At 57.9% G+C, this 21,985-nt stretch carries 21 protein-coding genes and 1 pseudogene; 16 read left to right on the top strand and 6 right to left on the bottom strand.

The features are described 5' to 3' along the window. Positions 1–2 precede the first annotated feature (2 nt). Entirely contained in the window at positions 3–884 is an 882-nt protein-coding gene (locus tag FDQ92_RS15350; protein ID WP_211341323.1) for a hypothetical protein, read from the bottom strand. 39 nt (positions 885–923) lie between these two features. On the opposite strand from FDQ92_RS15350, the gene FDQ92_RS01350 reads away from it, so the two are divergent. From FDQ92_RS01350 to FDQ92_RS01340, 3 genes are all read left to right on the top strand, one after another. Beyond that, positions 924–1,346 (top strand): hypothetical protein, encoded by a 423-nt coding sequence (locus tag FDQ92_RS01350; protein WP_211341322.1) that lies wholly within the window; start codon positions 924–926, stop codon positions 1,344–1,346. Positions 1,347–1,424: 78 nt separating this feature from the next. Further along, a complete protein-coding gene (locus tag FDQ92_RS01345) occupies positions 1,425–1,688 on the top strand; it encodes a hypothetical protein (RefSeq protein ID WP_137422932.1) in 264 nt (87 codons plus the stop codon). Between the two features lie 288 nt (positions 1,689–1,976). Next, positions 1,977–2,294 (top strand): hypothetical protein, encoded by a 318-nt coding sequence (locus FDQ92_RS01340; protein WP_137422931.1) that lies wholly within the window; start codon positions 1,977–1,979, stop codon positions 2,292–2,294. Between the two features lie 148 nt (positions 2,295–2,442). On the opposite strand, the gene FDQ92_RS01335 is transcribed toward FDQ92_RS01340, so the two are convergent. Beyond that, positions 2,443–4,134, bottom strand: a complete 1,692-nt coding sequence (locus FDQ92_RS01335; protein ID WP_170180127.1) for an IS1634 family transposase — start codon at positions 4,132–4,134, stop codon at positions 2,443–2,445. Between the two features lie 508 nt (positions 4,135–4,642). On the opposite strand from FDQ92_RS01335, the gene FDQ92_RS01330 reads away from it, so the two are divergent. From FDQ92_RS01330 to FDQ92_RS01310, 7 genes and pseudogenes are all read left to right on the top strand, one after another. Next, positions 4,643–4,828, top strand: coding sequence for a hypothetical protein (locus FDQ92_RS01330; protein ID WP_137422929.1), 186 nt, complete (start codon positions 4,643–4,645; stop codon positions 4,826–4,828). Continuing rightward, positions 4,828–5,031, top strand: a pseudogene (locus tag FDQ92_RS16375) (type II toxin-antitoxin system RelE/ParE family toxin); the annotation flags it as partial. The gene FDQ92_RS01330 and the pseudogene FDQ92_RS16375, both read left to right, overlap by 1 nt. Positions 5,032–5,620: 589 nt before the next feature. Next, positions 5,621–8,020, top strand: coding sequence for a multicopper oxidase domain-containing protein (locus FDQ92_RS01320; protein ID WP_137422928.1), 2,400 nt, complete (start codon positions 5,621–5,623; stop codon positions 8,018–8,020). Positions 8,021–8,440: 420 nt separating this feature from the next. Beyond that, positions 8,441–8,599 carry a hypothetical protein gene (locus FDQ92_RS15100; RefSeq protein WP_170180126.1) on the top strand — a complete coding sequence of 53 codons (159 nt, stop codon included), beginning with the start codon at positions 8,441–8,443 and terminating at the stop codon, positions 8,597–8,599. A gap of 122 nt (positions 8,600–8,721) precedes the next feature. Continuing rightward, complete coding sequence (locus FDQ92_RS15095; RefSeq protein ID WP_170180125.1) at positions 8,722–9,351, top strand: Ntn hydrolase family protein; 630 nt, start codon at positions 8,722–8,724, stop codon at positions 9,349–9,351. A gap of 104 nt (positions 9,352–9,455) precedes the next feature. Further along, positions 9,456–10,112 (top strand): zinc-ribbon domain-containing protein, encoded by a 657-nt coding sequence (locus FDQ92_RS01315; RefSeq protein ID WP_170180124.1) that lies wholly within the window; start codon positions 9,456–9,458, stop codon positions 10,110–10,112. Positions 10,113–10,195: 83 nt separating this feature from the next. Continuing rightward, positions 10,196–10,426, top strand: coding sequence for a hypothetical protein (locus FDQ92_RS01310; protein WP_137422926.1), 231 nt, complete (start codon positions 10,196–10,198; stop codon positions 10,424–10,426). A gap of 133 nt (positions 10,427–10,559) precedes the next feature. On the opposite strand, the gene FDQ92_RS01305 is transcribed toward FDQ92_RS01310, so the two are convergent. Further along, positions 10,560–11,927, bottom strand: a complete 1,368-nt coding sequence (locus tag FDQ92_RS01305) for a dipeptidase (protein ID WP_137422925.1) — start codon at positions 11,925–11,927, stop codon at positions 10,560–10,562. Positions 11,928–12,091: 164 nt separating this feature from the next. Between FDQ92_RS01305 and FDQ92_RS01300 the strand changes: the two genes are divergently transcribed. Continuing rightward, positions 12,092–13,264, top strand: coding sequence for a GNAT family N-acetyltransferase (locus tag FDQ92_RS01300; RefSeq protein ID WP_137422924.1), 1,173 nt, complete (start codon positions 12,092–12,094; stop codon positions 13,262–13,264). A gap of 81 nt (positions 13,265–13,345) precedes the next feature. On the opposite strand, the gene FDQ92_RS01295 is transcribed toward FDQ92_RS01300, so the two are convergent. The 3 genes from FDQ92_RS01295 to alr all read right to left on the bottom strand — a co-directional run bounded on the left by FDQ92_RS01295 (position 13,346) and on the right by alr (position 17,013). After that, positions 13,346–14,035 carry an SPOR domain-containing protein gene (locus tag FDQ92_RS01295; protein ID WP_137422923.1) on the bottom strand — a complete coding sequence of 230 codons (690 nt, stop codon included), beginning with the start codon at positions 14,033–14,035 and terminating at the stop codon, positions 13,346–13,348. 46 nt (positions 14,036–14,081) lie between these two features. Further along, a complete protein-coding gene (gene argS / locus FDQ92_RS01290; protein ID WP_137422922.1) occupies positions 14,082–15,755 on the bottom strand; it encodes an arginine--tRNA ligase in 1,674 nt (557 codons plus the stop codon). 103 nt (positions 15,756–15,858) lie between these two features. Then, entirely contained in the window at positions 15,859–17,013 is a 1,155-nt protein-coding gene (gene alr / locus FDQ92_RS01285) for an alanine racemase (protein ID WP_137422921.1), read from the bottom strand. A 182-nt stretch (positions 17,014–17,195) separates the two neighbouring features. Between alr and FDQ92_RS01280 the strand changes: the two genes are divergently transcribed. From FDQ92_RS01280 to secD, 5 genes are all read left to right on the top strand, one after another. After that, entirely contained in the window at positions 17,196–17,390 is a 195-nt protein-coding gene (locus FDQ92_RS01280; RefSeq protein ID WP_137422920.1) for a DUF2065 domain-containing protein, read from the top strand. After that, positions 17,380–18,450, top strand: a complete 1,071-nt coding sequence (queA, locus tag FDQ92_RS01275; protein ID WP_137422919.1) for a tRNA preQ1(34) S-adenosylmethionine ribosyltransferase-isomerase QueA — start codon at positions 17,380–17,382, stop codon at positions 18,448–18,450. Before FDQ92_RS01280 ends, queA begins: the two co-directional genes overlap by 11 nt. Positions 18,451–18,459: 9 nt before the next feature. Next, complete coding sequence (gene tgt / locus FDQ92_RS01270) at positions 18,460–19,572, top strand: tRNA guanosine(34) transglycosylase Tgt (RefSeq protein ID WP_137422918.1); 1,113 nt, start codon at positions 18,460–18,462, stop codon at positions 19,570–19,572. Between the two features lie 250 nt (positions 19,573–19,822). After that, positions 19,823–20,164 (top strand): preprotein translocase subunit YajC, encoded by a 342-nt coding sequence (yajC, locus tag FDQ92_RS01265; protein WP_137422917.1) that lies wholly within the window; start codon positions 19,823–19,825, stop codon positions 20,162–20,164. A 189-nt stretch (positions 20,165–20,353) separates the two neighbouring features. Next, positions 20,354–21,952 carry a protein translocase subunit SecD gene (gene secD, locus FDQ92_RS01260; protein WP_137422916.1) on the top strand — a complete coding sequence of 533 codons (1,599 nt, stop codon included), beginning with the start codon at positions 20,354–20,356 and terminating at the stop codon, positions 21,950–21,952. Positions 21,953–21,985: the final 33 nt, after the last annotated feature.

The raw sequence follows: 21,985 nt of genomic DNA, 5'->3' as shown, positions 1-21,985 counted from the left end.
AGTCAGCAATTCCCGGAGCGGAGGGTGACGAAGACGGCGCTAAGGTGTTTTCGGCCCAGGCCGTAGTTGTGTTCGAGGTGGTAGCCCTGGTTTTTCAAGGTGTTGAAGGTTTCGTTTTCGATGCGCCGGCGCGCCCGGCCGATCCGCATCAAGGTGACGGTGTTTTCCCGGCGGATGAGAATATCGGTGACCCAGGAAAACCGCAGAAGCCCCTTGGGGGTCACCTGCCGGTATTCGAGGAGGTTCACTCGAAGGTCGGGATGGGACTTGTTGAGGGGAAGGTCGTTCACGAAGCGGAAGTAATGGAGGGTTTCGGGGTTGTCTTCCGCTGCGTGCCAGAACTCCACAGCCCGGCCCTCGGCGATGGCCTCGTCGGCCTTTTCGAAGAGGAAGGCGTGATCGCCGGGTTTAACCGTAAGGACGAAGCGGCAGTCGAAGGGCTTGAGGGTTTTGATCGAAAAATAGCCCGTGCCGTCCAGGGCCAGGATGTAGCGGCTGTCCAGCACGGTCATCTGAGCCAGCGCCTTGCCGCGCTGAAGCCGTGAGAAGGTCTCGCGGAAGGCGGGTCGGAACACATAGGGCGAAACCTCATCGAGAATCTCCCGCATGGTGCTGTCGGCAGGGATCTTCTCGATGTGGTAGAGCGCGTGCAGGTTGTGATCCCGAGCCAACCAGCGTTTTTCAAAGGCCAGAAGAGAGGGATCCTTCAAAGAAAACATGGCGAAGGCGCTCATGCCCGCATCCGCAAAGGAGATCTGCGGCCTGCCTTTGCGGGGATCGGGGATCTTTTCGAACTCACGGCGCACCGCTCTCACCAGGGCATCTGCATTCAGATGCTTGCGAAGTCGGATCTTGGATGAAGGAGCGTCTTTGCTGGGCTTCATGGCAAAATAGCCTACCAGAGACGCGGGCGGCTGTCCAGCATGAAACAGCAAAATAGTCGAAAAAATTCACCTCCGAAACCCCCTTTGGAGACCGAAATCACCCCCTGGGTTGGCGAAAACCAAATCCTTCAAGGCCCGGTTTTCAAGGCTTTACAGGGGCTCCGGAAATTGCTGTTGTCTCATCAGGTTTGGTACAACCATCACTGGAATCTCCGAATTGCCGTTGAGGAAGGCAGGGTCAAAGTGGTAGATAAAGAGACGTATCCCCATCGAGCCGGTGCGCGAGAAACCGTTCAGCGGGATATCTGGAAAGGAGCTTTGAAATCCGCGAGAAACGTAGAACGTTCTTATGGCAAAAAGAACCTTGGCCCATGGGACGAATTTGAGTGGGGAATGATCAATGGCAAGCTTTCTGCGGTTCGCTGGGTTCTCGGCGAGGAATGGGACATGCTCGACACTTAATAGTGTCCAAAAAGGCTTTTGCAGCCGAGCGCAAAAAGCCCCCTCTGCTGAAAAGCGGCGTTATGCGGACAAACGATTATGACAACGCCAGAAGAACAAGACCAAGAAGAACAAAGAAATCAACAAAGTGAAGGTCGGGCTGCACGGTTTATCACGTTCTGTGCACTTTATCTTGGTCCAGCCGTGCTTCTTGTCGCCGCCCTTGGGCAGTGGGCTGTCAATCCGAGTGGCGCGCACCGCTGGATTTCAATCGGCGATATAAGACTTATCTCTGCAGGAGTCATGCGGGATCATTTCGCGGCGGTAATTGGTCTTCCGATGGCAGGTATCCTCGCGCTGTAGGTTATAACCATCTTAAGGTCTCAGTCTGGTCCCATCGAGTTCGAGGTCATGGGGTTCAAGTTTCGGGGCGCCTCCGGCCCTGTTATTCTTTGGGTTGCGTGTTTTTAACCAATCGCCCTGGCGATTCGATTGCTCTGGTGACATATCAATGGTGGCTTGGCACAGATGACCAACGCAATGATCGCATAACAAGGCAAATGCACTCGGACGACAAAAAGTGGCGCTCCTTAGTGGCTCTGCTTTTTGCCAGCGGTGATTTGCGGCGTTGGCTTGCGAAAGAAATCGGAAATGGCAAAGGATTTGACAATCTGGATCGATGCACACAAACGCTATCACATGTCTGACGCACAAATCCAAATGGCAAGAGAACTCGGCTTGAATCCGAAAAAACTCGGGAGTTTGGCAAATCATCGACAAGAACCGTGGAAAGCTCCGCTCCCGGAGTTTATTGAAGAAATATATTTCAAGCAATTCGGCAAGGTACAGCCGGACAATGTCAGGTCAATCGAAACGATCATCAAAGATAGGCGGAAAAAGAAATTGCTTCCTCGGGAAGAGAAGAGCAAAGAAATGACAAGCCAACCATCGGTTGCAGGCGACCGCTGAAAGCGGCGCCTGATCCGTAACGTTAGGGCAAATGATAAAACAGAGGAATTATTACTCACATTTCGCTCTTTGAAAAAGGGTGTTTTTATAATTTTGGTTGAGGGTTTTACTGGTGCACTATTGCCTGGATGATATCGATTCGGCTTTGTTAACTTGTATCGAAAAGATAATCGTAGGAAAAAAAGTGATCGGGTACTTCCAGGATTTTCAGGATTTCCCTTTGCAAAGGGGTTAGTTCCGAGACAAACCCGCAAGACGTACCATCGGGAAGCTGCATGTGCCCGCGTACCACGTATTCGAAGGCCTTGAGCATGTTCTCGGCCCGTGGATTGCGAACATCCTTTCTATTGGGCATGAAGTTATCCAGTCCCTTATCCCGGGCCTGGAGGTTTTTTCTAGCCGTTCTTTCAATAAGGATAACGAGCTGCAGGGCTATCTTGAAAAGGAACAAATAGACTTCGATCCTTTTGGGCGTGTGGATGTAAACAGGTTCCAACTTGAATCCGCTCTTGGCCCTGCGGTTGATATGCTCGGGTTTGTATTGGTGTTTATGGGCCATCATCGCTTCTTCGATGGACAGGTCTTCTTGGGATTTGTTGGTGATCAGAGGGTAATAGCCGCACCGATACAGGGCCTCTTCAAAGGCGGTCTCATTAAAATGAAGCGCTACGCTAAAATGATCGGTAATGACTTCGACCTTCTCCGGCTCTTCCCCATTTTTAGGGCGGCCCTTTTTCTTGTTTTTGTAAGTGACGACGGGCTCATTGGAGATAGTATAGGTGAAGAACTCAGCGCTTTGATATTTGCGCAAAATGTCATTGCAGGCTTTGTCGATAGACTCCCTGGTTTTTAGCTGATAGGCATTTAACCTGGGGGTGAGTTCCGCAAATGCTTGACGGGTCTTTTCGGCCCGGTTGTGAAGGGCATTTCGTTTTCTGGAAGCCAAACCTTGATCATAGAGGATGATCATGCGGAATTCATATTCTTTCTGGTTATGGGAGAACGAGAAGGGCGCTTCAAACCCTCGGTTTGTCTGATCTTTGTAAGGGATGAGCCGTTCCTGATGGTGGTTCTCAAGTGCGGCAAAAAAAGCTTTTTTGTAGGACTCATACATGGGGGCCGGGGCGATGAAATATCCATCATGATCATGGATGTGAGCCATGTTCTCTTTGGTGATGAGCTTTGAATCGGCGACATAGAGAAAATCCTCCCGATCCAACAGGTCAACCAAACGGGTCCATTGTTCGACGTACGTATTCACATCGGCCGTATTGCCGTTGTAGGCCTGCTGAAATAGTGGGAATGCGGAGTCGGAACTTACAGACAGAGACCAAACGAATTGTTTCAAGTCCTGGCGATGCTTTTTGCTGTGCCCGTAGGTGATCTTGATGCCTTCAGAGGTTTTATTGTTGTATTCCCCATAAACCGAGGCTGATGTCGGGTCGTTGTGACAGACGTGGTTGTCGATGTCAAATTGAGCGATCATTTCTCTGGTGATGGGCATTTCTAGATTGCCGATGCCATAATCATAAATGGCATCCAGTGTGTCGGCTAAGCGGTCATCGAAATATTCATGAGGAGCGATATGGGGCAAGATCACGCTCAGCACGGTTGTATCGAAGGCGAAACGGCAAAGCCGGTAGAGTTGAAGTACTTGGAAGAGGATGCCCGTGATCATGGCCACACAAGCCTCGCCATGGCTAAGGACTTTCCGCCTGGGGTCAAGAGGCACATTGTCGTCTATGATCTGTTGAATACGACACTTGTCGAAATAGCATCGAAGGATAGGCGCAAAACCCACTCCCTCGGTGTGCACTGATTTCATGACAACGTCTGGCATGATGTCCCTCCCGGTCTTTTGGGACACCAACATGCCAAATAGAAAAAGCGTTGTCCAGCCCGGCTTGGGATGACGTGGCGCGATTGCCGTGCTCTTTCTTTGTTGTGCTTTCACTAACTCTTATATTCAGCCGTTTTTTGAAAAACAAAAAAGTTCGCCAGTACAACAAGCGAAATGTGAGATGAAATACACCGATGAAAAAACATAATATCAGACAGGCATGTTTCTTGCTTTTATAGCTAATACCCGTTCATTGTGTATTAGCCAGAAGCAGCCGTTTAGCTAATAACTTGTTCCTCCGGACGCGCTTCGCGCGTCCGGAGGAACGCGGCGCTCACTTCGTTCGCAGCCTGGTTCCGAGGCGCGCGAAGCGCGCCTCGGAACCAGGCTGCTTCACCTGACGTGGTGTCCGTCAAGCCTCTGGCTTGCCGTCCACCCCGCAGGTGAGCGCCGCGTTAGCGGGGAAGGTGTGTGGCTGCAATAACAGAAAAAGAAATGAGGTTTGAAAATGAGTATAAAAGAACTTGCCATAAGGACTATTCAAGAACTTCCGGAAGAGGCCACGTGGAAAGATATCCAGGAAAGGATAAATTTCGTGGCTGGTGTGCGCAAAGCACTTCGTGAGCTCGATGAAGGTAAGGGTATTCCTCACGAGCGGATCAAGGAGGAGTTCAGCGAGTCGCTTATAGGCTAATCTGGTCTCCGACGGCAAAATTTGATCTTAAGGACATTGCGGCCTTTATAGCGGAGAACAGTGCTTCGGCAACTGAACGATTCGTCAAGAGCATTTTCCATACTGTAGAGAGATTAGCCGATTTCCCAGAATCGGGGCGAATCGTACCCGAACTCAATGATCCTGCTATCCGTGAGGTGATTCGTAAGCCATGTACGATCGTCTACAGGGTGGATCGCAGAAAGTGTGTCGTTGAGATTGCAAGGGTTTGGCATGCAGCCAGAGGAACACCTTGCATTCATTGCATTGAAGATGGAGCTCCATTGGAGGTCCAATCCTCTCGGAAAAGTCGCTAAAAATCTGCCCCTTTGGAAGCGGTTGGAGGGGTTATGAATTTACACAAAACGGTTGACACTACCTGTTCGCAGAGTTGACGCCACAGTGGGTGTCATATTGTCGATCTTTCTTCTCGTCCAGATCGGCACCGGAACCATAATCGCGTTCGATGAATTTCTAGGGCATGGACACTATGTTGACGCCGAAATTTCCGCACACGATGTCAGAGATTCCAACCACGATACTGGCGAGCCAAACTCAACTGACAATGCACTTCAGATCATTCACCATCACGGCGGACACCTCGTGCGGGCCCTCAGGGTTACATTAGGTCTGGGTGCGCTCTTCATGGTTCTTTCTGGTGCACGAATCTGTGCATTGGCCCACAAGAGAAAGAGAAGAATGTCTAACAGATAAGGATTGAGACGAGCCTGAAAGGTCCTTTCAATCCTGGCTTAGCCAAAAAAGGGGCTCGACATGATGTGGCTGGTAAGAAACATCAAAATTGTTTGTCTGACTTTTGCTATCCTCTTCACCTGTACACCCGCCAAAGCATCAAGCGTCGAATACCAACTCACGATCGTCCAGCAGGAGGTCAACATCACCGGAAAGCCTGTATATGGTATGACCATAAACGGTGCTATTCCGGGTCCAACCTTGCATTTCAAAGAGGGAGACATCGCCCGAATCCACGTCCACAACAAGATGAGCGTGGAAACCTCCATCCATTGGCACGGTTTGCTCGTCCCGAACCATATGGACGGTGTCCCGTATGTTACCTATCCTCCGATCAGGCCCGGAACAACCTTTACCTATGAATTTCCCATTCGCCAGAACGGAACCTACTGGTATCACTCCCACACCAGCCTGCAGGAGCAAAGCGGGGTTTACGGTGCCATCGTCATAGAGCCGCGCCAGAACAGCCCGAAGCCCGACCGTGACTATGTTGTTTTGCTCTCCGACTGGACCGACGAGGATCCGCACGAAGTGATTCGAACACTCAAGCGAGGTAGTGAATGGTATGCCCTCGAAAAGGGCAGTTCCCAGAGCATCCTCGGTGCCGCCCGCCTCGGAATGCTCGGCGACTACTTCAAGCGAGAGCTCCAACGCATGCCGGCCATGGACATCGCTGACGTGGCCTACGACCGCTTCCTCGCCAACGGCGAGCCTGAATCAACCCTCCATGCGGAGCCAAATGAAATCATCCGGCTGCGTATTATTGACGGCTCTGCCACCACCTATTTCCACCTTGAATTCGCCGGTGGCCCGATGACCATCGTCGCTGCGGACGGCCTTGACGTGGAACCGCTCAAAGAAAATCGCTTTCTCATTGGCGTCGCTGAAACCTATGATGTGCTCGTCCGAGTCCCCGCGTCCGGGGCCTACGAATTCCGAGCCACTGCCCACGACGGCTCGGGCTACGCGTCGGCCTGGATAGGTTCCGGCGAACACCACCGTGCCCAGGATGTGCCTAGACCAAACCTCTATCACACCATGGGTGATATCAGCCTGAAACAGATCTTCTCCCTCACCCCCGCTGGCACCATGGGCATGTCCGATCGTGAGATTGAAGCCGGCAAATTCGATCAGCCCGGAATGATGGGCATGGGCTCGATGGATATGGGCAGTATGAGCAGCATGGAAAGCATGGACCATGGCGCAGACCCTTCCAAAGTGAAAATGGGCAGTATGGATCACACATCGAGTGCAGGCACTGGGGGTACATCACACGATGCCAGTATGCCGATGGAGCACCACACCTCCCCCGCCCAAGGTATGGAACACGGCGGCCATTCTATGCCGATATCTCCTCAGACCTCAAGGATCGGCAAACACTATGGCACCGATTTTCGCTTACTCGCTGCTGATGTGTCTGCATCCAAAAACCTCGCCGTTGATGGCATGGACCCGAGCCGCCCATGGCCACCCTACGCCAAACTGCGGGCCACCAGGCCTACTGCTTTTTCCAAGGACAAACCCGTCCGGGAAATCCGCCTCACTCTTGACGGAGACATGCAACGCTATGTCTGGTTCCTCAACAATAAGCCTCTCTCAGAGAGCGATTCGATCCGCATCCGCGAGGGCGAGGTCGCACGCTTTATCATGATCAATCGCACCATGATGCACCACCCGATGCATTTGCACGGCCACTTCTTCCGAGTCATCAACGGCCAGGGCGACTACGCCCCACTCAAACACACCGTCAACGTCGCCCCCATGTCAACGACCGTCATCGAATTCGACGCCAACGAGTCCGGCGATTGGTTCTTCCACTGTCACTTGCTCTACCACATGGAGAGCGGGATGGCCCGAGTCGTGAACTATGAGGGCTTTACGCTCGACCCACAACTAGCGGCAGTCCGGCCTAACCTCTACAAGGATTCCTGGTATTATTGGGGCCAGGCTAATGCCCTCAGTAACATGACTGAGGGCTTTCTGATGCTTTCTAACACTCGCAACATCCTGACCGCAGGGTGGGAAGCGGGGTGGCGGGAGGTGGACGACACCGAGTGGGAAGGGATCTTCACCTACGATCGCTATATCAACCGGTTTTTCACTATCCTCGCTGGTGCTGACCTATTGGGTGAAGGGGATGATCTCGACGATACTCGAGGTGTGTTTGGATTTCGCTATCTGCTGCCGCTCAACTTGGAATCTAGGGTGTGGATTGATACCGACGGCGGTGCGAGGTTCAACTTGGGAAAATCCTTAGAATTGACGCCGCGTCTCGCTCTGTTGGGCGAAGCCCAATACGACACCCATGATAAATGGGAAGGAAGCGCAGGTGTGTCCTACCTGGTGCACAAGCGATTATCTTTCGTGGTTCAATGGAACTCCGATTACGGACTAGGCGGTGGCCTGCGGATTCTGTTCTAAAGTTAGGATTGGAAGCTAACAATCGCATCCAGGATGCTTTGGGTTTAGAAACAGGTGATTTTGAGTATCGATGGGTAGCAGACTAAAATGCGAACCAGTCGCTCAAGCCGATCGCAGCGCCAGGGGCGCTGCTCCGGCTTAGTTTGTCGTTCGCGGCACGCCTCCGGCGCGCCGCGAACGGGGCGAGCTGAGCTTCGCTCCAGCGCCTGTTCTTCAGGCCACCGGAGGCGGCCTTTCGAACTACAGGATAAGAGCGTGGTTCGCTTCGCTCTCACGATCTATCCTTATTCGTTAGGTGTCATTGACTTCTAAGGGTCTAGAGGTAAACCATAAGGTGGATAGCCCCTTGTAGGAGCGGTGCCCCCGCCGCGATGAAATCGAAGCTGGAGCTTCTGCACCGTTGTGTTCCCAAGCTGGAGCTTGGGAACAAGGTGGATCCTGGAGCTTGGCAATAAGGTGGATACCCTGGCCAACAGGCTGGATATTGTTCGCGACCTCGACCTGCCGAGGGACCCCGCGGACGGCCTGGGCATGAGCATCGGCCTCCACCATTGCTGGGAGCTTCTGAAGAGCTTTTGACTTGCTCAACCCGCCGAATTTGTATTTATTGACGGAAAGGACGAGGATTTCAGGAGTGTGACGGCACGGGAACGGGTGGGATCGGTTTCGCCGGCTGCCCGCAACACGGAGGTACCTCCATCATGTCGCAGCTCTTTGCATGCCAGACGGCAGAAGGGATCGTGGTCGCCGCCGACGGCAAGGCGATCGATTTCGATGCGGACGGCAGCGTGTTGCACTACCAGGTGGAGCGCCTGGTGCCTCTGGGGTCCCATGCGGCGATCCTGGCGGGTGGAGCGGCCGATGGAGTCGACATGTGTCGGGCTTTCGCATCGTTTGTCCGCGAGGAAGGGCTGATCCATGTGGACGACATCTACTCGGCCGGACTGCCTTTTCTGGGTTCTCAATACGACCGTTTCATGAGGGAAAAATGCGAACGGCTTCCCCTCGACCCGGTTCACCACGTGCATTTCATCCTGGCCGGGCATACGGCCAAGGACGACCGGAAGCCCTTCCGGCTCTACCTCATCTGGACCAAGAAAAAACTCCCGCAGCTGGACGGCGATGAAATCGCCCACGCCTACACTGTTCCGCGCCGCATGTCCCTGGAGTACCGATTAAACAAGATGTGCCAGAGGGGGGCGCCGCTGGACGAGGTGTTCGCCCAGGTGAAGGAGAACATGGAATCGCTCACCTGGTACAAGGAAGATGTGGGACCGCCGTTTTATTATGCGAAAATCACAAAAGACGGGCTTTCCCGGCTCGGCGGGTAGAGGCATCGTGGGAACAGGGTCGGGAAGGCCCGGCGCGCGTATCGAACACCGGCCCGGCGGCGACCGCCGGTGGTGGAGGGGGCCGGAAGGCGGGGAGGTTTGGTTTGAAGCTCACGTGTTCGGGATGCGGCACGGTGTTTTCCGTGCCCGAAGAAAAGCTTCCCAAGGGAAAGTCGGTGCGGCTGGCGTGTCCCAAGTGCCAGACTCCCATGCAGGTCGCGGTGGAAGACGACGCGGCCTCCAAGGAGGGTTCTTCCATCGAGGCGGGGCGGCCGGCATGGCTGGAAGCCGACAGTGACGAAGATTGGACGCCCCTGGAACTGGTGGATGAAGGCGTCCCGACGGCTTTGGTGTGCTCTGCGGACCCGGGACACGCCGCCCGGGTGGAACAGGCGCTGAAGGAGCTCAACTGCTTCGTCAGCGTGGCCCACACGCCCAAGCGGGCGTTGGGTCGCCTGCGGCGGAACACCTTCGACGTGGTGGTGGTTGGAGAAGCGGACCTCGAGGATTCGCCGAACCGCAGCGTGCTCGACCATTTTCGAACCATTCCCATGTCGGTTCGCCGCCGGACGGTGCTGTGCGTGTTGAGTGGACGGGCCAAGACCATGGATGCCATGGAAGGGTTTCGGCTGCAGGCGGATCTGGTGGTGCATCCGGGGGACCTGGACACGTTGCGGGTCGTCGTCCAACGGACCCTCCGGGAACACCAGGAGTTCTACAAGGTCTTTCGGGATGAAATGGAGAAAAGGGGGGATCTCTGATCAAGAAGTCGCTGGGTTCCTTGTTCAGGCGTTCCAGCCGATCGGAGCCGACGGGTCATTTTCGGGCGCGGGTGGAAAGTTGTGTGAGCACGGTTCTGGAACTCAACCGCAAGCTGGGTGAAGGGGCGATCAAGCCGGAAATCATCCAGCAGTTCGAGCGCTTGAAGGAATCGCTCCGCCACGTGAACGAAGATTCGGTGGACGCAAAGGACATTCATCGGATCGAGGAAGCGACCAATCAGCTTCTGGAAGAGATCCGAGCGTCGGTGAGCGGGGACGCGTTCCCGAGCATTTACGAAGGCGAGTGGCATTGAAGCGCCGGGCGGTTTGGATGCGGGCGGCGCGTCTTCGGCGGGTGAAGTGCAGCCCGGGTGGTGGCTCAGAGGTGAGATTTCCGAGGGTTTCACGAGCCGGGCCCGGACGGCTCGCGAAACCTTTGTTCATTGTTCAGAGTAGTTCGTAAAGCAGGGCCGCGGCGGCGCGGATGCCCCGGTGAAAGTCCTCCAAGTGAAAGCGTTCGTTGGGGGAATGGGCGCCGTCGTCGGGGCTTCCCCATCCCATCATCAGGATGGCTTCCAGCCCGAGTCGCTCCTTGAAGATGTTGATGACAGGTATGGACCCGCCTTCTCGAATGAAGACCGGCGTTTTGCCGAACCCCACCTGGATGGCCCGCGAAGCCGCTTGAATTTCTTTTAAATCCCTCGCGATCAACACCGGCTCCGCTCCGTGAAGTTCCTTCACGTCCACGCGAATGCCGGAAGGAACCAGCGTCCGGACGTGGCCCTCGAAAAGGGCGTTCACCCGTTTCGGCGTCTGGTTGGGTACGAGGCGCATGCTGATCTTGGCTCCGGCCCTGGCGGGAATGATGGTCTTGGCCCCTTCTCCCGCGAAACCTCCCCAGATGCCGTTCACGTCGAGCGTGGGACGGGCGGTTTTTCGTTCGAGGGGCGTGTAGCCCTTTTCGCCGTCCAGTTCTTTCACGCCGAGGTATCGTTTCAGGTCCTCTTCGTCGAAGGGAAGGGAGGCCATTTCCCGCCGTTCCCATTCCTCCAGTTCCACCACGTCGTCGTAAAACCCCGGTAGAGCCACAGCTCCGTTTTCATCCTTCAGCTTGGCGAGGATGGAGGAAAGCGCCAGGGCGGGGTTGGTCACCAGGCCGCCGAAACTTCCAGAATGCAGGTCGAAACGCGGCCCCCGGACGTCCAGCTGGAAATAGGAAAGGCCTCGCAGTCCGTAGGTGATGGCGGGGACGCCGCGGGCGAACTGGGCGCCGTCCGAAACGGCCATGGCGTCCGCTTTCAGATCGTCACGTCGCTTTTTCAGAAATGCCGGCAGATTGGGACTTCCGATCTCTTCTTCGCCTTCCGCGAGGATCTTCACGTTGATGGGCAGTTCTCCCGCGACGGCGAGCACCGCTTCCACCGCCTTGATGTAGGTGAAAAACTGGCCCTTGTCGTCACTGGCACCTCGTGCGTAGATGTATCCATCGCGAATGCTGGGTGTGAAAGGCGGCGACACCCACTCGTCTTTCGGTTCGGGGGGCTGCACGTCGTAATGGCCGTAAACGAGGAGGGTCGGGCGGTCCGGATGAGGGCAGCGCTGGGCGAAAACCACGGGATGTCCGCCCGTTTCGAAAAGCCCGCCTTGAAAGCCCAGGCGTTTCACCTGGTGCAGCACCCACTCGCCGGCCCGCCGTACGTCCGCTCGATGGTGGGAATAGGTGCTGACGCTGGGAATGGCGAGAAAGCCGGCCAATTCGTCCACGTAACGCTTCCGGTTGCTGTCGATCTTGTCGAGAATCTCTTTGGGAATCATGCCGATCTCCTGAGCTTTTCCGTGGGAACATCCGCAGGGGCGGCGGTTTCCCGCTAGCATACAGCCTTTGGATCCCAACGCAACGGGTTTGTGTTCATTTGCTTTGACCGTGCGGGTTCCGTTAAACTACGATTCTCAAGAACGGAAAGGAGCATGGGGCGGACATGGCACTGCGTTTCGATGTGGTATCCGAAATTTCCCGGATCGATCCGGAACTCTGGAACCGGCTGAGCTGGCAGGCGTCGCCGATCATGGAATGGGGCTATTTCTATGCACTGGAAAAATCGGGATCGGCTTCCCCGGAACGGGGCTACCGGCCTCGGCACCTCGTCTTGTACCAGGACGGGAATCCAGTGGCCGTCGCTCCGCTTTACCAGAGGGAGCGGTCGTGGGTGGAGTTCGGCGACGGCGGGCTGCTTCAGTTTCTGGCCGAACTGACCGGCTACCCGTACCATGTGGGGCTGCTGGCCGCCGTGCCCCTGACCCCGGTTCCGGGTTATCAGTTTCTGTGTCATGGCAGTCCCAATCCCTTGCGTCTTCATGAAGCGCTCCTCGATTATATCGATTTCCTTTGTGACACGCAGAAACTCGTAACTTCCCGTATGTATTTCACCGCCATGGAAACGGCCGCCGGCGATGCCCGTTCGCGGCAGGACCTGCACCGGCTTTTGGTCGGCAAGGGGTACGTGAACCTCAAGAGCGAATACTGCCTCTGGTTCAACCGCGGATACCGAAGTTTCGACGACTTTCTGAAGGTCTTTCGTTCTTCGAGGCGGCATAAGATCAAACGCGAGCTTCGCGATATCGCTGCGGCGGGCATCGACATCCGCATGGTCGAGGGCCGTGAGGCCCCGGAATCCCTGTTCGACGACATGTACCGGCTCTATGTGCAGACATGGACCAAGCACATGGGATCGGACCTTCGTCCCTTCTTCAATCAACAGTTTTTCAGACTGCTTCACGAGCGCTTTCGGCACCGGTGCGCCTTCAGTATCGCCTCCCGAAGCGGTGAAACCGTCGCTATGGCCATTTTCTATCACAAGGGAAAGCAGCTGTACGGCCGGTACTGGGGAGCTTTCGAAGACTATCCGTTCCTTCATTTCGCCACCTGCTACTATCATCCCATCCGCTATGCCATCGGCGAAGGGTACCAGGTGCTGGATCCGGGATTCGGAGGGGAGCACAAGCTGTTTCGGGGATTCGAAGTGGTTCCCGCCTCGCACTACATCAAGTTTTACGGCGACGAAGAACGAAAATTCGCCTATTCGGTCCTGGAAAGGATGCAGGCGAGGGCGAAAGCCGGCGAGGTTTCCAGCAAAGGCGAGCGAAGGTTCTGACGCCGGAGGATGCCTCCCGCGGGCGGCTCGGCCGGAAACGGTGTAGCCTGCACGCAGAGGCGGCCGATGGCGAGTCGCCGGTCACCGTTCCAGCCGGATCACCAGTCCTTCCAAGTTTTCTTCCCGGTTGAACCGGGCGGCGAACGCCTGCGCCTGTTCGCGCGTTTCAAAAGATCCGACGAGCACGCGGTGCCAGAGTTCTCCGCTTCCGGTGTGGACCGTTTCCATCCTGGGGGCGTAGCCTTTGTCCTGGAGTCGCCGCACCAGGTTTTCGGCGTTGTTCGGGTGCTTGAAGGATGCCGCCATGAGGGTGTAGTTCCCCGCCTTTTCTTCGATGGAAGTCGGGGGGGGTTCCGCGAGGACGGGGGATTCGCCCGGGGGTTCGTCCGAGGCGGGGCGCTGTTCCGTCGGGGCCGACGGCTCGTGGGGAACGGGCTGGGTGAGCTTAGGCGGCTGAGTCAAGGCTTCGTGGTACTGGAGGGACTGCAGAATCTCCTGGGGATCCTCCCAGGTGTCCGCGGCGTTTTCGGCAGTGGGGTCATCGTGCCGGTCCAGACCCAGGAAGGCGTAGAGTCGAGCGGCGAGCGGCGTCCGGTCGGTGGACGGCGGGGGTAGTCCTCGCCCCACCAGAATGCCGCAAAGGAACATCCATGCCAGGGCCGCGACGGCCCCGGTAGCCAGCGCCAGGATCTGCCCCGGGCCCAGTTCGAACCGAAAACGTTTCCGCTTTCCTTGTCCTTCCGAGCGCTTGTTCGGTTTCCGGTGTTTCATGGAATCGCTGGGCCGCCTCGGCCGACGGAAATCTATTTTTCACCCGTCACATTTTTTCGGGTGCGGTCACTCCCAGCACCGACAGCCCGTTTCGGATGACGACGCGAAGGGCCGCCGCCAGGTACAGCCGCGCCTGGGTCACAGCTTCGTCTTCACCGAGTATCCGGTTGTGATTGTAGTAGCTGTGAAACAGCGCGACCAGTTCGTTCAGGTAGTAGGGGATCCGGTGCGGTTCCAGGTACCGGGCGCTGTTGGCCAGGACCTCGGGGTATTCCCCGAGAAGCTTCATGAGATCCACTTCCTGGGGTCCGGTGAGGGGATCCAGGTCCGGGGGCCGGCGCCACTCGCACGGGACGCCCCGTTCCCGCGCCACTTCGAAGACGCTGCAAAGCCTCGCGTGAGCGTATTGCACATAATAGACGGGGTTGTCGTTGCTCTGCATCTTCGCCACTTCCAAGTCGAAATCGAGATGGCTGTCCGAGCGGCGGGTGAGGAAGATGAATCGGGCGGCGTCCTTTCCCACTTCGTCGATGACTTCTCGAAGGGTGACGAATTCGCCGGCTCGGGTGGACATGGCCACAGGCTTTCCGCCGCGCAGCAGGTTCACCAGCTGGACCAAAACGATCCGAAGATCGTCCCTGTTTCGTCCCAGCGCCTGCACGCCCGCCAGCATCCGCGGCACGTAGCCGTGATGGTCCGCCCCCCACACATCGACGACCAGCTCATAGTTCCGGTCGAACTTGTTCTTGTGGTAAGCCAGATCCGCCGCGAAGTAGGTGCTGACGCCGTTGGCTCGTACAACCACCCGGTCTTTTTCATCGCCGAACGCCGTACTCCGGAACCACTTGGCCCCTTCGTGCTCGTAAATGTAACCGCGGGCCTCCAGTTCTTCGATGGTCTTTCGAATGGCGTCTTCCCGGTGCAGATTCCTTTCGCTGAACCAAGCGTCGAAGGTGACGCCGAAGACCTCCAGGTCCTCGCGGATGCCTTCCAGAATGCGTTCGCCGGCGTACCGGGTGAAGATCTCCAGCACCTGATCCTCGGAGGCGTCGCGGTAGCCGTCGCCGAACGTTTCCCGGAACCGGCGCGCCAGGTCCAGCAAGTACGCGCCCTTGTAATGGTCTTCCGGAAAATCAACCGCTTCCCCGAGCAGTTGCCGGTAGCGGTAAAAGAGGCTGCGCCCTAGGGTGTCCATCTGTTTTCCCGCGTCGTTGATGTAGTACTCCCGGTCCACCTTGTAGCCGCAGAGTTCGAGAATGTTCGCCAGGACGTCGCCGGTCGCGGCCCCTCGCCCGTGACCGATGTGGAGGGGTCCCGTCGGGTTTGCGCTCACGAATTCCACCTGGACCTTGCGACCCCGGCCCAGGTCCTGGCGCCCGTAACCGTCCGGGTCCGCCATGATGGTTTCCAGAACATGATGCCAGGCGGACGGGCGGATGAAAAAGTTGATGAAGCCGGGTCCGGCGATTTCCACCTTGTGGAGGATTCCAGCCGGGTCATCGAGGGACTCCACGACGGCTTTCGCGATCTCTCTGGGACTTCGCTTCAGTATCCGCGTGAGACTCATGGCCGCGTTGGTGGCGTAGTCGCCGTATTCCGGATGCTTGGGGATCTCGAGTTGCACCTCCGGCGTTACGGAATCTTCTTCAATGTTCGGGCCGGTCAGCCGCCTGATGGAGCCTTCCAGCATTTCCAGAAGTTGCCTTCGGATTACAGCCATGTCGAGTCGGTGCCTCCTGCAAAGAGTGAAACCGGGAGCAAGGGCCATGGGCCGGGTCGCCGATGGACGAAAGGCGCATTTATAATGCCCTGAAACGGTTGGGTCAAGGACGCGGGGGCGCGGCTTCGGAAGATCCCTCCGGGGTCGCGTTCAGGAAACGCTTGAAGCGATTGCGCCCGATGCTGCAGTAGATCTCGTAGCTTATGGTACCCTGCCAACGGGAGATTTCCTCGGCGGTGATCCTTTCGGTTCCCTGGGGTCCAAGGAGCACCACTTCGTGCTCAGTTCGGGCTTCCGGTACGTCGGTCACGTCGATGGTGATCATGTTCATGGAAACGCGGCCCACCACGGGGACTCTTCGGCCGGCCACGAGAACCTGAGACCGGTTGGAAAGACACCGGGCGTAGCCATCGTCGTAGCCCACCGGAACGGTCGCGATGCGGCTCGTGCGCTGGGTGAAGAAGGTGCGGCCGTAGCCGATGGCGCGGCCCGGCGGCACCACCTTGAGCTGGATGATCTTGGACTTGAAGGTCATCACAGGTCGGAGCGATACAGGCTGCGGCAGTTCCATGGAAGGGGGGGATCCGTAGAGCATGAGGCCGGGGCGGACCAGCTGGAAGTGGGCGTGGGGCAGACCGAGAATCCCGGCACTGTTGGCGATGTGAGCGTACGGGACGGGGACGTTTCGTTCCTTCAGGCTTTCGATGGCCGCTCGAAACTGCTCCAACTGAACGTCGGAATAGCTTTTGTCCTCCTCGTCGGCCGTTGCGAAATGAGACAGGATGCCTTCCAGGCTGAGGTGAGGAAGCTTGAGCAAAATGTCCAGGAACGGCCCCAGTTGATCCATGGGGATGCCGAGCCGCCCCATGCCGGTGTCCACTTTCAAGTGGAAGGGGGCCGTGCGGCCCAGGCGGCCGGCCGTTTCGCTGAGTTTCCGGGCATGGTCCAGCCTGTAGACGACCGGGCGGATGCCCTGGATCACGGCCTCTTCCAGGTCCGCTTCTTCGATCCCAAGAAGCACCACCACGGGCCCTTCGATCCCGTGGGAGCGAAGTTCCACCGCTTCCCAGAATGTGCTCACACCGAAAAAACGGACCCCCAGCCGGACCAGTTCCCGGGCCACCGGGATCATGCCGTGGCCGTAGGCGTCCGACTTCACCACGGCCATGACTTCGGTATTCACGAGGAGCCGTTCGCGAAGCTGGGAAAAATTGTGGCGCAGAGCCGCCAGGTCCACTTCCACCCAGTTCATGGGCATGCCGGGTTCTCCATTGCCGTGGGTTTCAAAAGTCTTTCAGCGGGGACGTCCGGGGAGCGCCCGTCAATCCTTTGCAAAAATCGAACATTTATGATAGGCGATCCACGCGCCGTTGCCAAGCGGATCGAAGCCGCAGCCCGCGTGTGCGGGTGGGGCCTTCCCATCGAAAGGAATCACGATCCATGGAATACTGGCTCACCGTTGTGGGACTCATCTGCTTTCTGGAAGGACTGCCCTATCTGGCGTTTCCCGAGCAGATCAAGCGCTGGCTCCGCCAGGTCGTCCAGATGCCTCCCGCACAGCTCCGGGTCATGGGCGGAGTGCTCATGGTGGTGGGGCTGTTTTTCGTTTACGTGGGGCGCCGTCATGGCGGATAGACCGACGTACCGGTTGGACGACTATGATTATGAGCTTCCCGGCCGGCTGATCGCCCAGTCGCCCACTCCCCAAAGAGACCGCTGCCGGCTCATGGTGCTGGAGCGCGCATCCGGCCGCCTGGAACATCGATCCTTCAGGGACCTTCCGGATTACCTGCAAGCGGGGGACGTTCTGGTTCTAAACGATACGCGGGTCGTTCCGGCTCGGCTTCTGGGACGGAAAGACACCGGAGGCCGAGTGGAACTCTTGGTGCTGGACCCTTACAAGGATCCTGACGTGGGGGTCCGCGAAGGGTATCGCTGCCTGTTGAGGGCATCCAAGCCGCCGCGGCGGGGGAGCCGGCTTTTCCTGGAACAGGAAGTGATGGCGCGGGTGATGGGAGAGGTTCGCGAGGGCCGGGTCACCGTCAGGTTCGAAACCGGGTCCCCGCTTATGGAGATCCTGGAACGGGCCGGAAGGGTGCCGCTTCCGCCTTATATCCGGCGGAACGACGATGCGGTTTCTTTCGAGGACGGAAAGGATTATCAGACGATCTATGCCGCGAAGCCGGGCGCCGTTGCGGCGCCGACGGCGGGCCTCCACTTTACCGAAAACCTCCTGGGATGCCTCGAGGGAAAAGGCGTGGAAACGGTCCGCCTGACACTCCACGTGGGCTACGGCACCTTCTCACCCATCCGAGTGGAGGATATCCGGGAACATGGAATCCACGCCGAATGGACCGAGATCGGTGAGGAGGCTTCTCAGAGGATTCGGGAAGTCCGCCGGGCGGGCCGGCGGGTGGTGGCGGTGGGGACCACGGTGGTCCGCGCGCTGGAGTACACGGCCGCCCGGTTCGGCGAGGTTTCACCCTTTGCCGGGTTCTGCGACCATTACATCTATCCCGGCTTCCGATTCCGCGTTGTGGATGCCATGGTGACCAATTTCCACCTTCCGAAGTCTTCGTTGATCCTGCTGGTGTCGGCCTTCGCCGGGAGGGAAACCATCCTGGCCGCTTACGCGGAAGCCGTTCGAAAAGAATACCGGTTTTACAGCTATGGGGACGCCATGCTGATCGTTTGAGGGAAAACCATGCTGGAGTTTCGTGTGGTGGCTCGTGACGGCAGGGCGCGACGGGGGCGCTTGGTCACGGCACGCGGTGTGACGGTGGAGACACCGGTTTTCATGCCGGTCGGTACCCAGGCGACGGTGAAAAGCCTTTCTCCGGACGAACTGGAGTCGCTGGGGGCCTCCATCATCCTGGGAAACACCTATCACCTTTACCTGCGTCCCGGTGCCGAGCGTGTGGCGCGCCTGGGAGGACTCCACCGCTTCATGGCGTGGCATCGGGCGATTCTCACCGATAGTGGGGGATTCCAGGTGTTCAGCCTGGCCCGGACCCGCGCCGTCGAAGAGGAGGGCGTGAGGTTTCAGTCCCACATCGACGGGTCCTCGCATTTTATCCGGCCGGAAACGGCCATGGAGATTCAACGCCTTCTGGGTTCCGACATCGCCATGTGCTTCGATGAATGCACGCCCTATCCGGTAACCCGCGACTACGCGGAAGAATCGATGAGGCGCACCGTGCGGTGGGCCGAACGGTGCCGGCGGTCGCGAACGGGCGATCATCAGGCGGTCTTCGGGATCGTCCAAGGCAGTGTGTTTGCCGACTTGAGAAAGGCGTGCCTGGAAGCGTTGCAGGAGATCGGGTTCGAAGGCTATGCCGTCGGAAGTCTTTCGGTGGGGGAACCGAAAGAAACGATGCTTTCGGTCCTGGAAGAACTGGCGCCGTGCCTCCCCGAAGAACGCCCGCGCTATCTCATGGGCGTCGGGACCCCCGAAGACCTGGTGGAAGGCGTGCGCCTCGGCATCGACATGTTCGATTGCGTCATGCCGACCCGGAACGCTCGAAACGGGGCGCTCTTCACATCCAGCGGAAATCTTCAGATCAAGAACAGCCGCTTTGCCGACGATTCCGAGCCCATCGAACGGGGGTGCACCTGCTATACCTGCCGCCGCTTCTCCCGGGCCTACCTCCGCCATCTTTTTCTCGCCCGGGAACTGCTGGCCTACCGGCTCAACACGCTCCATAACCTCCACTACTACCTGAAGCTCATGGCCGACATTCGAAACGCCGTCGAAGCGGGAAGCTTCGAATCCTGGAGGAAGGACTTTTATGAAAGGCGTTCGGGCGGGTCTTCATGAGGTGTCTGCACCGCCGCGGGCGAGGGCGATGCGGACGGTTCGTCCCCATTTCCCGCGCCGCCTCCCGCTGAAAGAAACCTCTAAGTGGCCGCCGCCGGGTGACATTTCGGCAAAGATGATTGACAAGGGGCTGAAAATATCGTTTACATGCATACCTGTTTTGGAGGATATCCCGTTGGAAGGGGCGTCAAGACCCTGGGGCCCGTGAAAGCAGACCGATGATGAATCGGGACAAAAAGGAGAAGACTGGATGAATCTTGTGAGTTTGGCCCACGCCATGGGCACGGCAGGCCAGGGAACGACCGGTGGAGGAGCCGGTGGGGGCTTGGCGGCGTTCCTTCCCTTGATCTTGATGGTGGGTATTTTCTATTTCCTCCTGATACGCCCGCAACAGAAGAAACAGAAACAGCACCGCGCCATGCTCCAGAACCTGCAGAAGGGCGATGTGGTCCTGACCCAGGGTGGACTTCAGGGAAAAATCACCGGGCTCACCGATTCCGTGGTTACCCTGGAGATCGCTGACAAAGTACGGGTGAAAGTGCATCGGGGGTATATCGCATCCTTGGTTTCCAGGGGAGAACCCGTGGAATAGCCGTGACCGGGGGCGTGAGCCGGTGCTTGGGAAAATGACAGGGCACGACCGGTTGCCGCCGGGGTGCCCTGTGTTGTGTGATCGGGGGAAGGTTCGGTCGCCGTGGGGCCTTGTCCGGAGACCGGACCCGGCGGCGGGGTCGTCGGGCGGGAAGATCGTTTCGCGAGACGGGGCCTGGGAGGGAGCACTTTGAAGACTCTGAAGTGGCGGGCGGTTCTGGTGATCTTAGTCATCGGGGCGGCCCTGGTCTACCTGTTGCCGACTGTCAGCTCGTCGCTGCCGGCATGGTGGTCCGGGGTGTTTCCGACGGAAAGGATCCATCTGGGACTGGACCTCCAGGGCGGCATGCATCTCGTGCTCGAGGTTCAGGTGGACGAAGCGGTGAAGAACACCGCCGAACGGCTTGCTGCAGACTTGAAGGAAAGGCTTCGAGAGGCGAACGTTCCATTCCGGAACGTGGAACGCACGGACCCTTGGGACCTGCGGGTGGAGCTCGCTCAGGCGGCCGATCCATCGAAGTTGAAGGATCTCCTGGAAAAAGAGTTTCCCATGCTGGAGTGGGTGCGGGAAGAGACCCGGGACGGGAATTTTTCCGCGGTCTACCGACTGAGGGAAAGCGAAGCGGACCACGTGCGGCGGCTGGCGGTCGACCAGGCCCTGGAGACCATTCGGAACCGCGTGGATCAGTTCGGTGTCTCCGAACCCGATATCCGTCCCCAGGGGGAAGATCGCATCCTGGTTCAACTGCCGGGGATCAAGGATCCTCAACGGGCTATCGAGCTGATCGGAAAGACCGCCCTGTTGGAATTCAAGCTCGTGGCGGAGGGCGTTTCGCCTCAAGACATTCGGTCGGGCAACCTGCCGCCGCGCACTGCGGTCTATCGCATGAAGCATTTCGACCCCGCTACGGGCCGGACGACCGAGTCCGAAATCGCCCTGATCGATCGAACCCTGATGACGGGCGAAACCATTACCGACGCTCGGGTCCAGATCGACACTCAGTACAACACGCCTTACGTGTCGCTGGAATTCGACCCGCAGGGGGCCAGGATCTTCGAGCGCATCACCGCCGAAAACGTCAAGAAGCGCCTGGCGATCGTCCTGGACGGCGTGGTCTATTCGGCACCGGTCATCCAGGAGAGGATTTCGGGCGGGAGGGCGAGCATCACCGGGTCGTTCACCATGGAAGAAGCGCGGGACCTTGCGATCGTGCTGCGGGCGGGCGCTCTGCCCGCTCCCGTCGTCGTGCTTGAAGAGCGCACGGTCGGTCCCAGCCTCGGAAGGGACTCCATCCAGAAGGGGTTCTTCTCCATGCTGGTGGGCGGGGCCCTCATCGTCGTCTTCATGGTGTTTTACTATCGCTTGGCGGGTGCTGTGGCCGATATGGCGCTCCTGATCAACATGATTCTTATCCTGGGGGCGCTCGCGGCCTTCCAGGCGACCCTCACGCTGCCCGGGATCGCCGGCATCATCCTGACCATCGGTATGGCCGTCGACGCCAATGTGCTCATCTACGAACGGATTCGCGAAGAAACCCGGCTGGGCAAGACGCTCCGGGCGGCGGTGGAAGCGGGCTATTCCCGGGCCACCATGACCATCCTCGACGCCAACGTGACCACCCTCATCGCGGCCGTCGTACTCTTCCAGTTCGGAACCGGGCCGGTCAAGGGATTCGCGGTCACCCTGTGCATCGGAATCCTGGCGAGCATGTTCACGGCCATCATCGTCACGCGGCTGGTTTTCGACTACCTGCTGATCCACCGACGGATGAAAACGCTGAATGTCTGAAAATCCGGCGGCGCAACGGAAAAGGACGCCGAC

The sequence above is a fragment of the Desulfoglaeba alkanexedens ALDC genome (genome assembly GCF_005377625.1).
GTDB lineage: Bacteria > Desulfobacterota > Syntrophobacteria > Syntrophobacterales > DSM-9756 > Desulfoglaeba > Desulfoglaeba alkanexedens.
The sequence above is the reverse complement of the archived record's forward strand: the minus strand, read 5'-3'. Positions and strand labels throughout refer to the sequence as shown.

Coding starts and splice junctions, on each gene's coding strand:
- FDQ92_RS15350 (WP_211341323.1), bottom strand. CDS start 884: ATGAAGCCCAGCAAAGACGCTCCTTCATCCAAGATCCGACTTCGCAAG.
- yajC (WP_137422917.1), top strand. CDS start 19,823: ATGAATCTTGTGAGTTTGGCCCACGCCATGGGCACGGCAGGCCAGGGA.
- FDQ92_RS01350 (WP_211341322.1), top strand. CDS start 924: ATGAAACAGCAAAATAGTCGAAAAAATTCACCTCCGAAACCCCCTTTG.
- alr (WP_137422921.1), bottom strand. CDS start 17,013: ATGCCCATGAACTGGGTGGAAGTGGACCTGGCGGCTCTGCGCCACAAT.
- FDQ92_RS01330 (WP_137422929.1), top strand. CDS start 4,643: ATGAGTATAAAAGAACTTGCCATAAGGACTATTCAAGAACTTCCGGAA.
- FDQ92_RS15095 (WP_170180125.1), top strand. CDS start 8,722: ATGTCGCAGCTCTTTGCATGCCAGACGGCAGAAGGGATCGTGGTCGCC.
- FDQ92_RS01295 (WP_137422923.1), bottom strand. CDS start 14,035: ATGAAACACCGGAAACCGAACAAGCGCTCGGAAGGACAAGGAAAGCGG.
- queA (WP_137422919.1), top strand. CDS start 17,380: ATGGCGGATAGACCGACGTACCGGTTGGACGACTATGATTATGAGCTT.
- FDQ92_RS01340 (WP_137422931.1), top strand. CDS start 1,977: ATGGCAAAGGATTTGACAATCTGGATCGATGCACACAAACGCTATCAC.
- FDQ92_RS01305 (WP_137422925.1), bottom strand. CDS start 11,927: ATGATTCCCAAAGAGATTCTCGACAAGATCGACAGCAACCGGAAGCGT.
- FDQ92_RS01280 (WP_137422920.1), top strand. CDS start 17,196: ATGGAATACTGGCTCACCGTTGTGGGACTCATCTGCTTTCTGGAAGGA.
- argS (WP_137422922.1), bottom strand. CDS start 15,755: ATGGCTGTAATCCGAAGGCAACTTCTGGAAATGCTGGAAGGCTCCATC.
- FDQ92_RS01335 (WP_170180127.1), bottom strand. CDS start 4,134: ATGCCAGACGTTGTCATGAAATCAGTGCACACCGAGGGAGTGGGTTTT.
- FDQ92_RS01320 (WP_137422928.1), top strand. CDS start 5,621: ATGATGTGGCTGGTAAGAAACATCAAAATTGTTTGTCTGACTTTTGCT.
- tgt (WP_137422918.1), top strand. CDS start 18,460: ATGCTGGAGTTTCGTGTGGTGGCTCGTGACGGCAGGGCGCGACGGGGG.
- FDQ92_RS01345 (WP_137422932.1), top strand. CDS start 1,425: ATGACAACGCCAGAAGAACAAGACCAAGAAGAACAAAGAAATCAACAA.
- FDQ92_RS01300 (WP_137422924.1), top strand. CDS start 12,092: ATGGCACTGCGTTTCGATGTGGTATCCGAAATTTCCCGGATCGATCCG.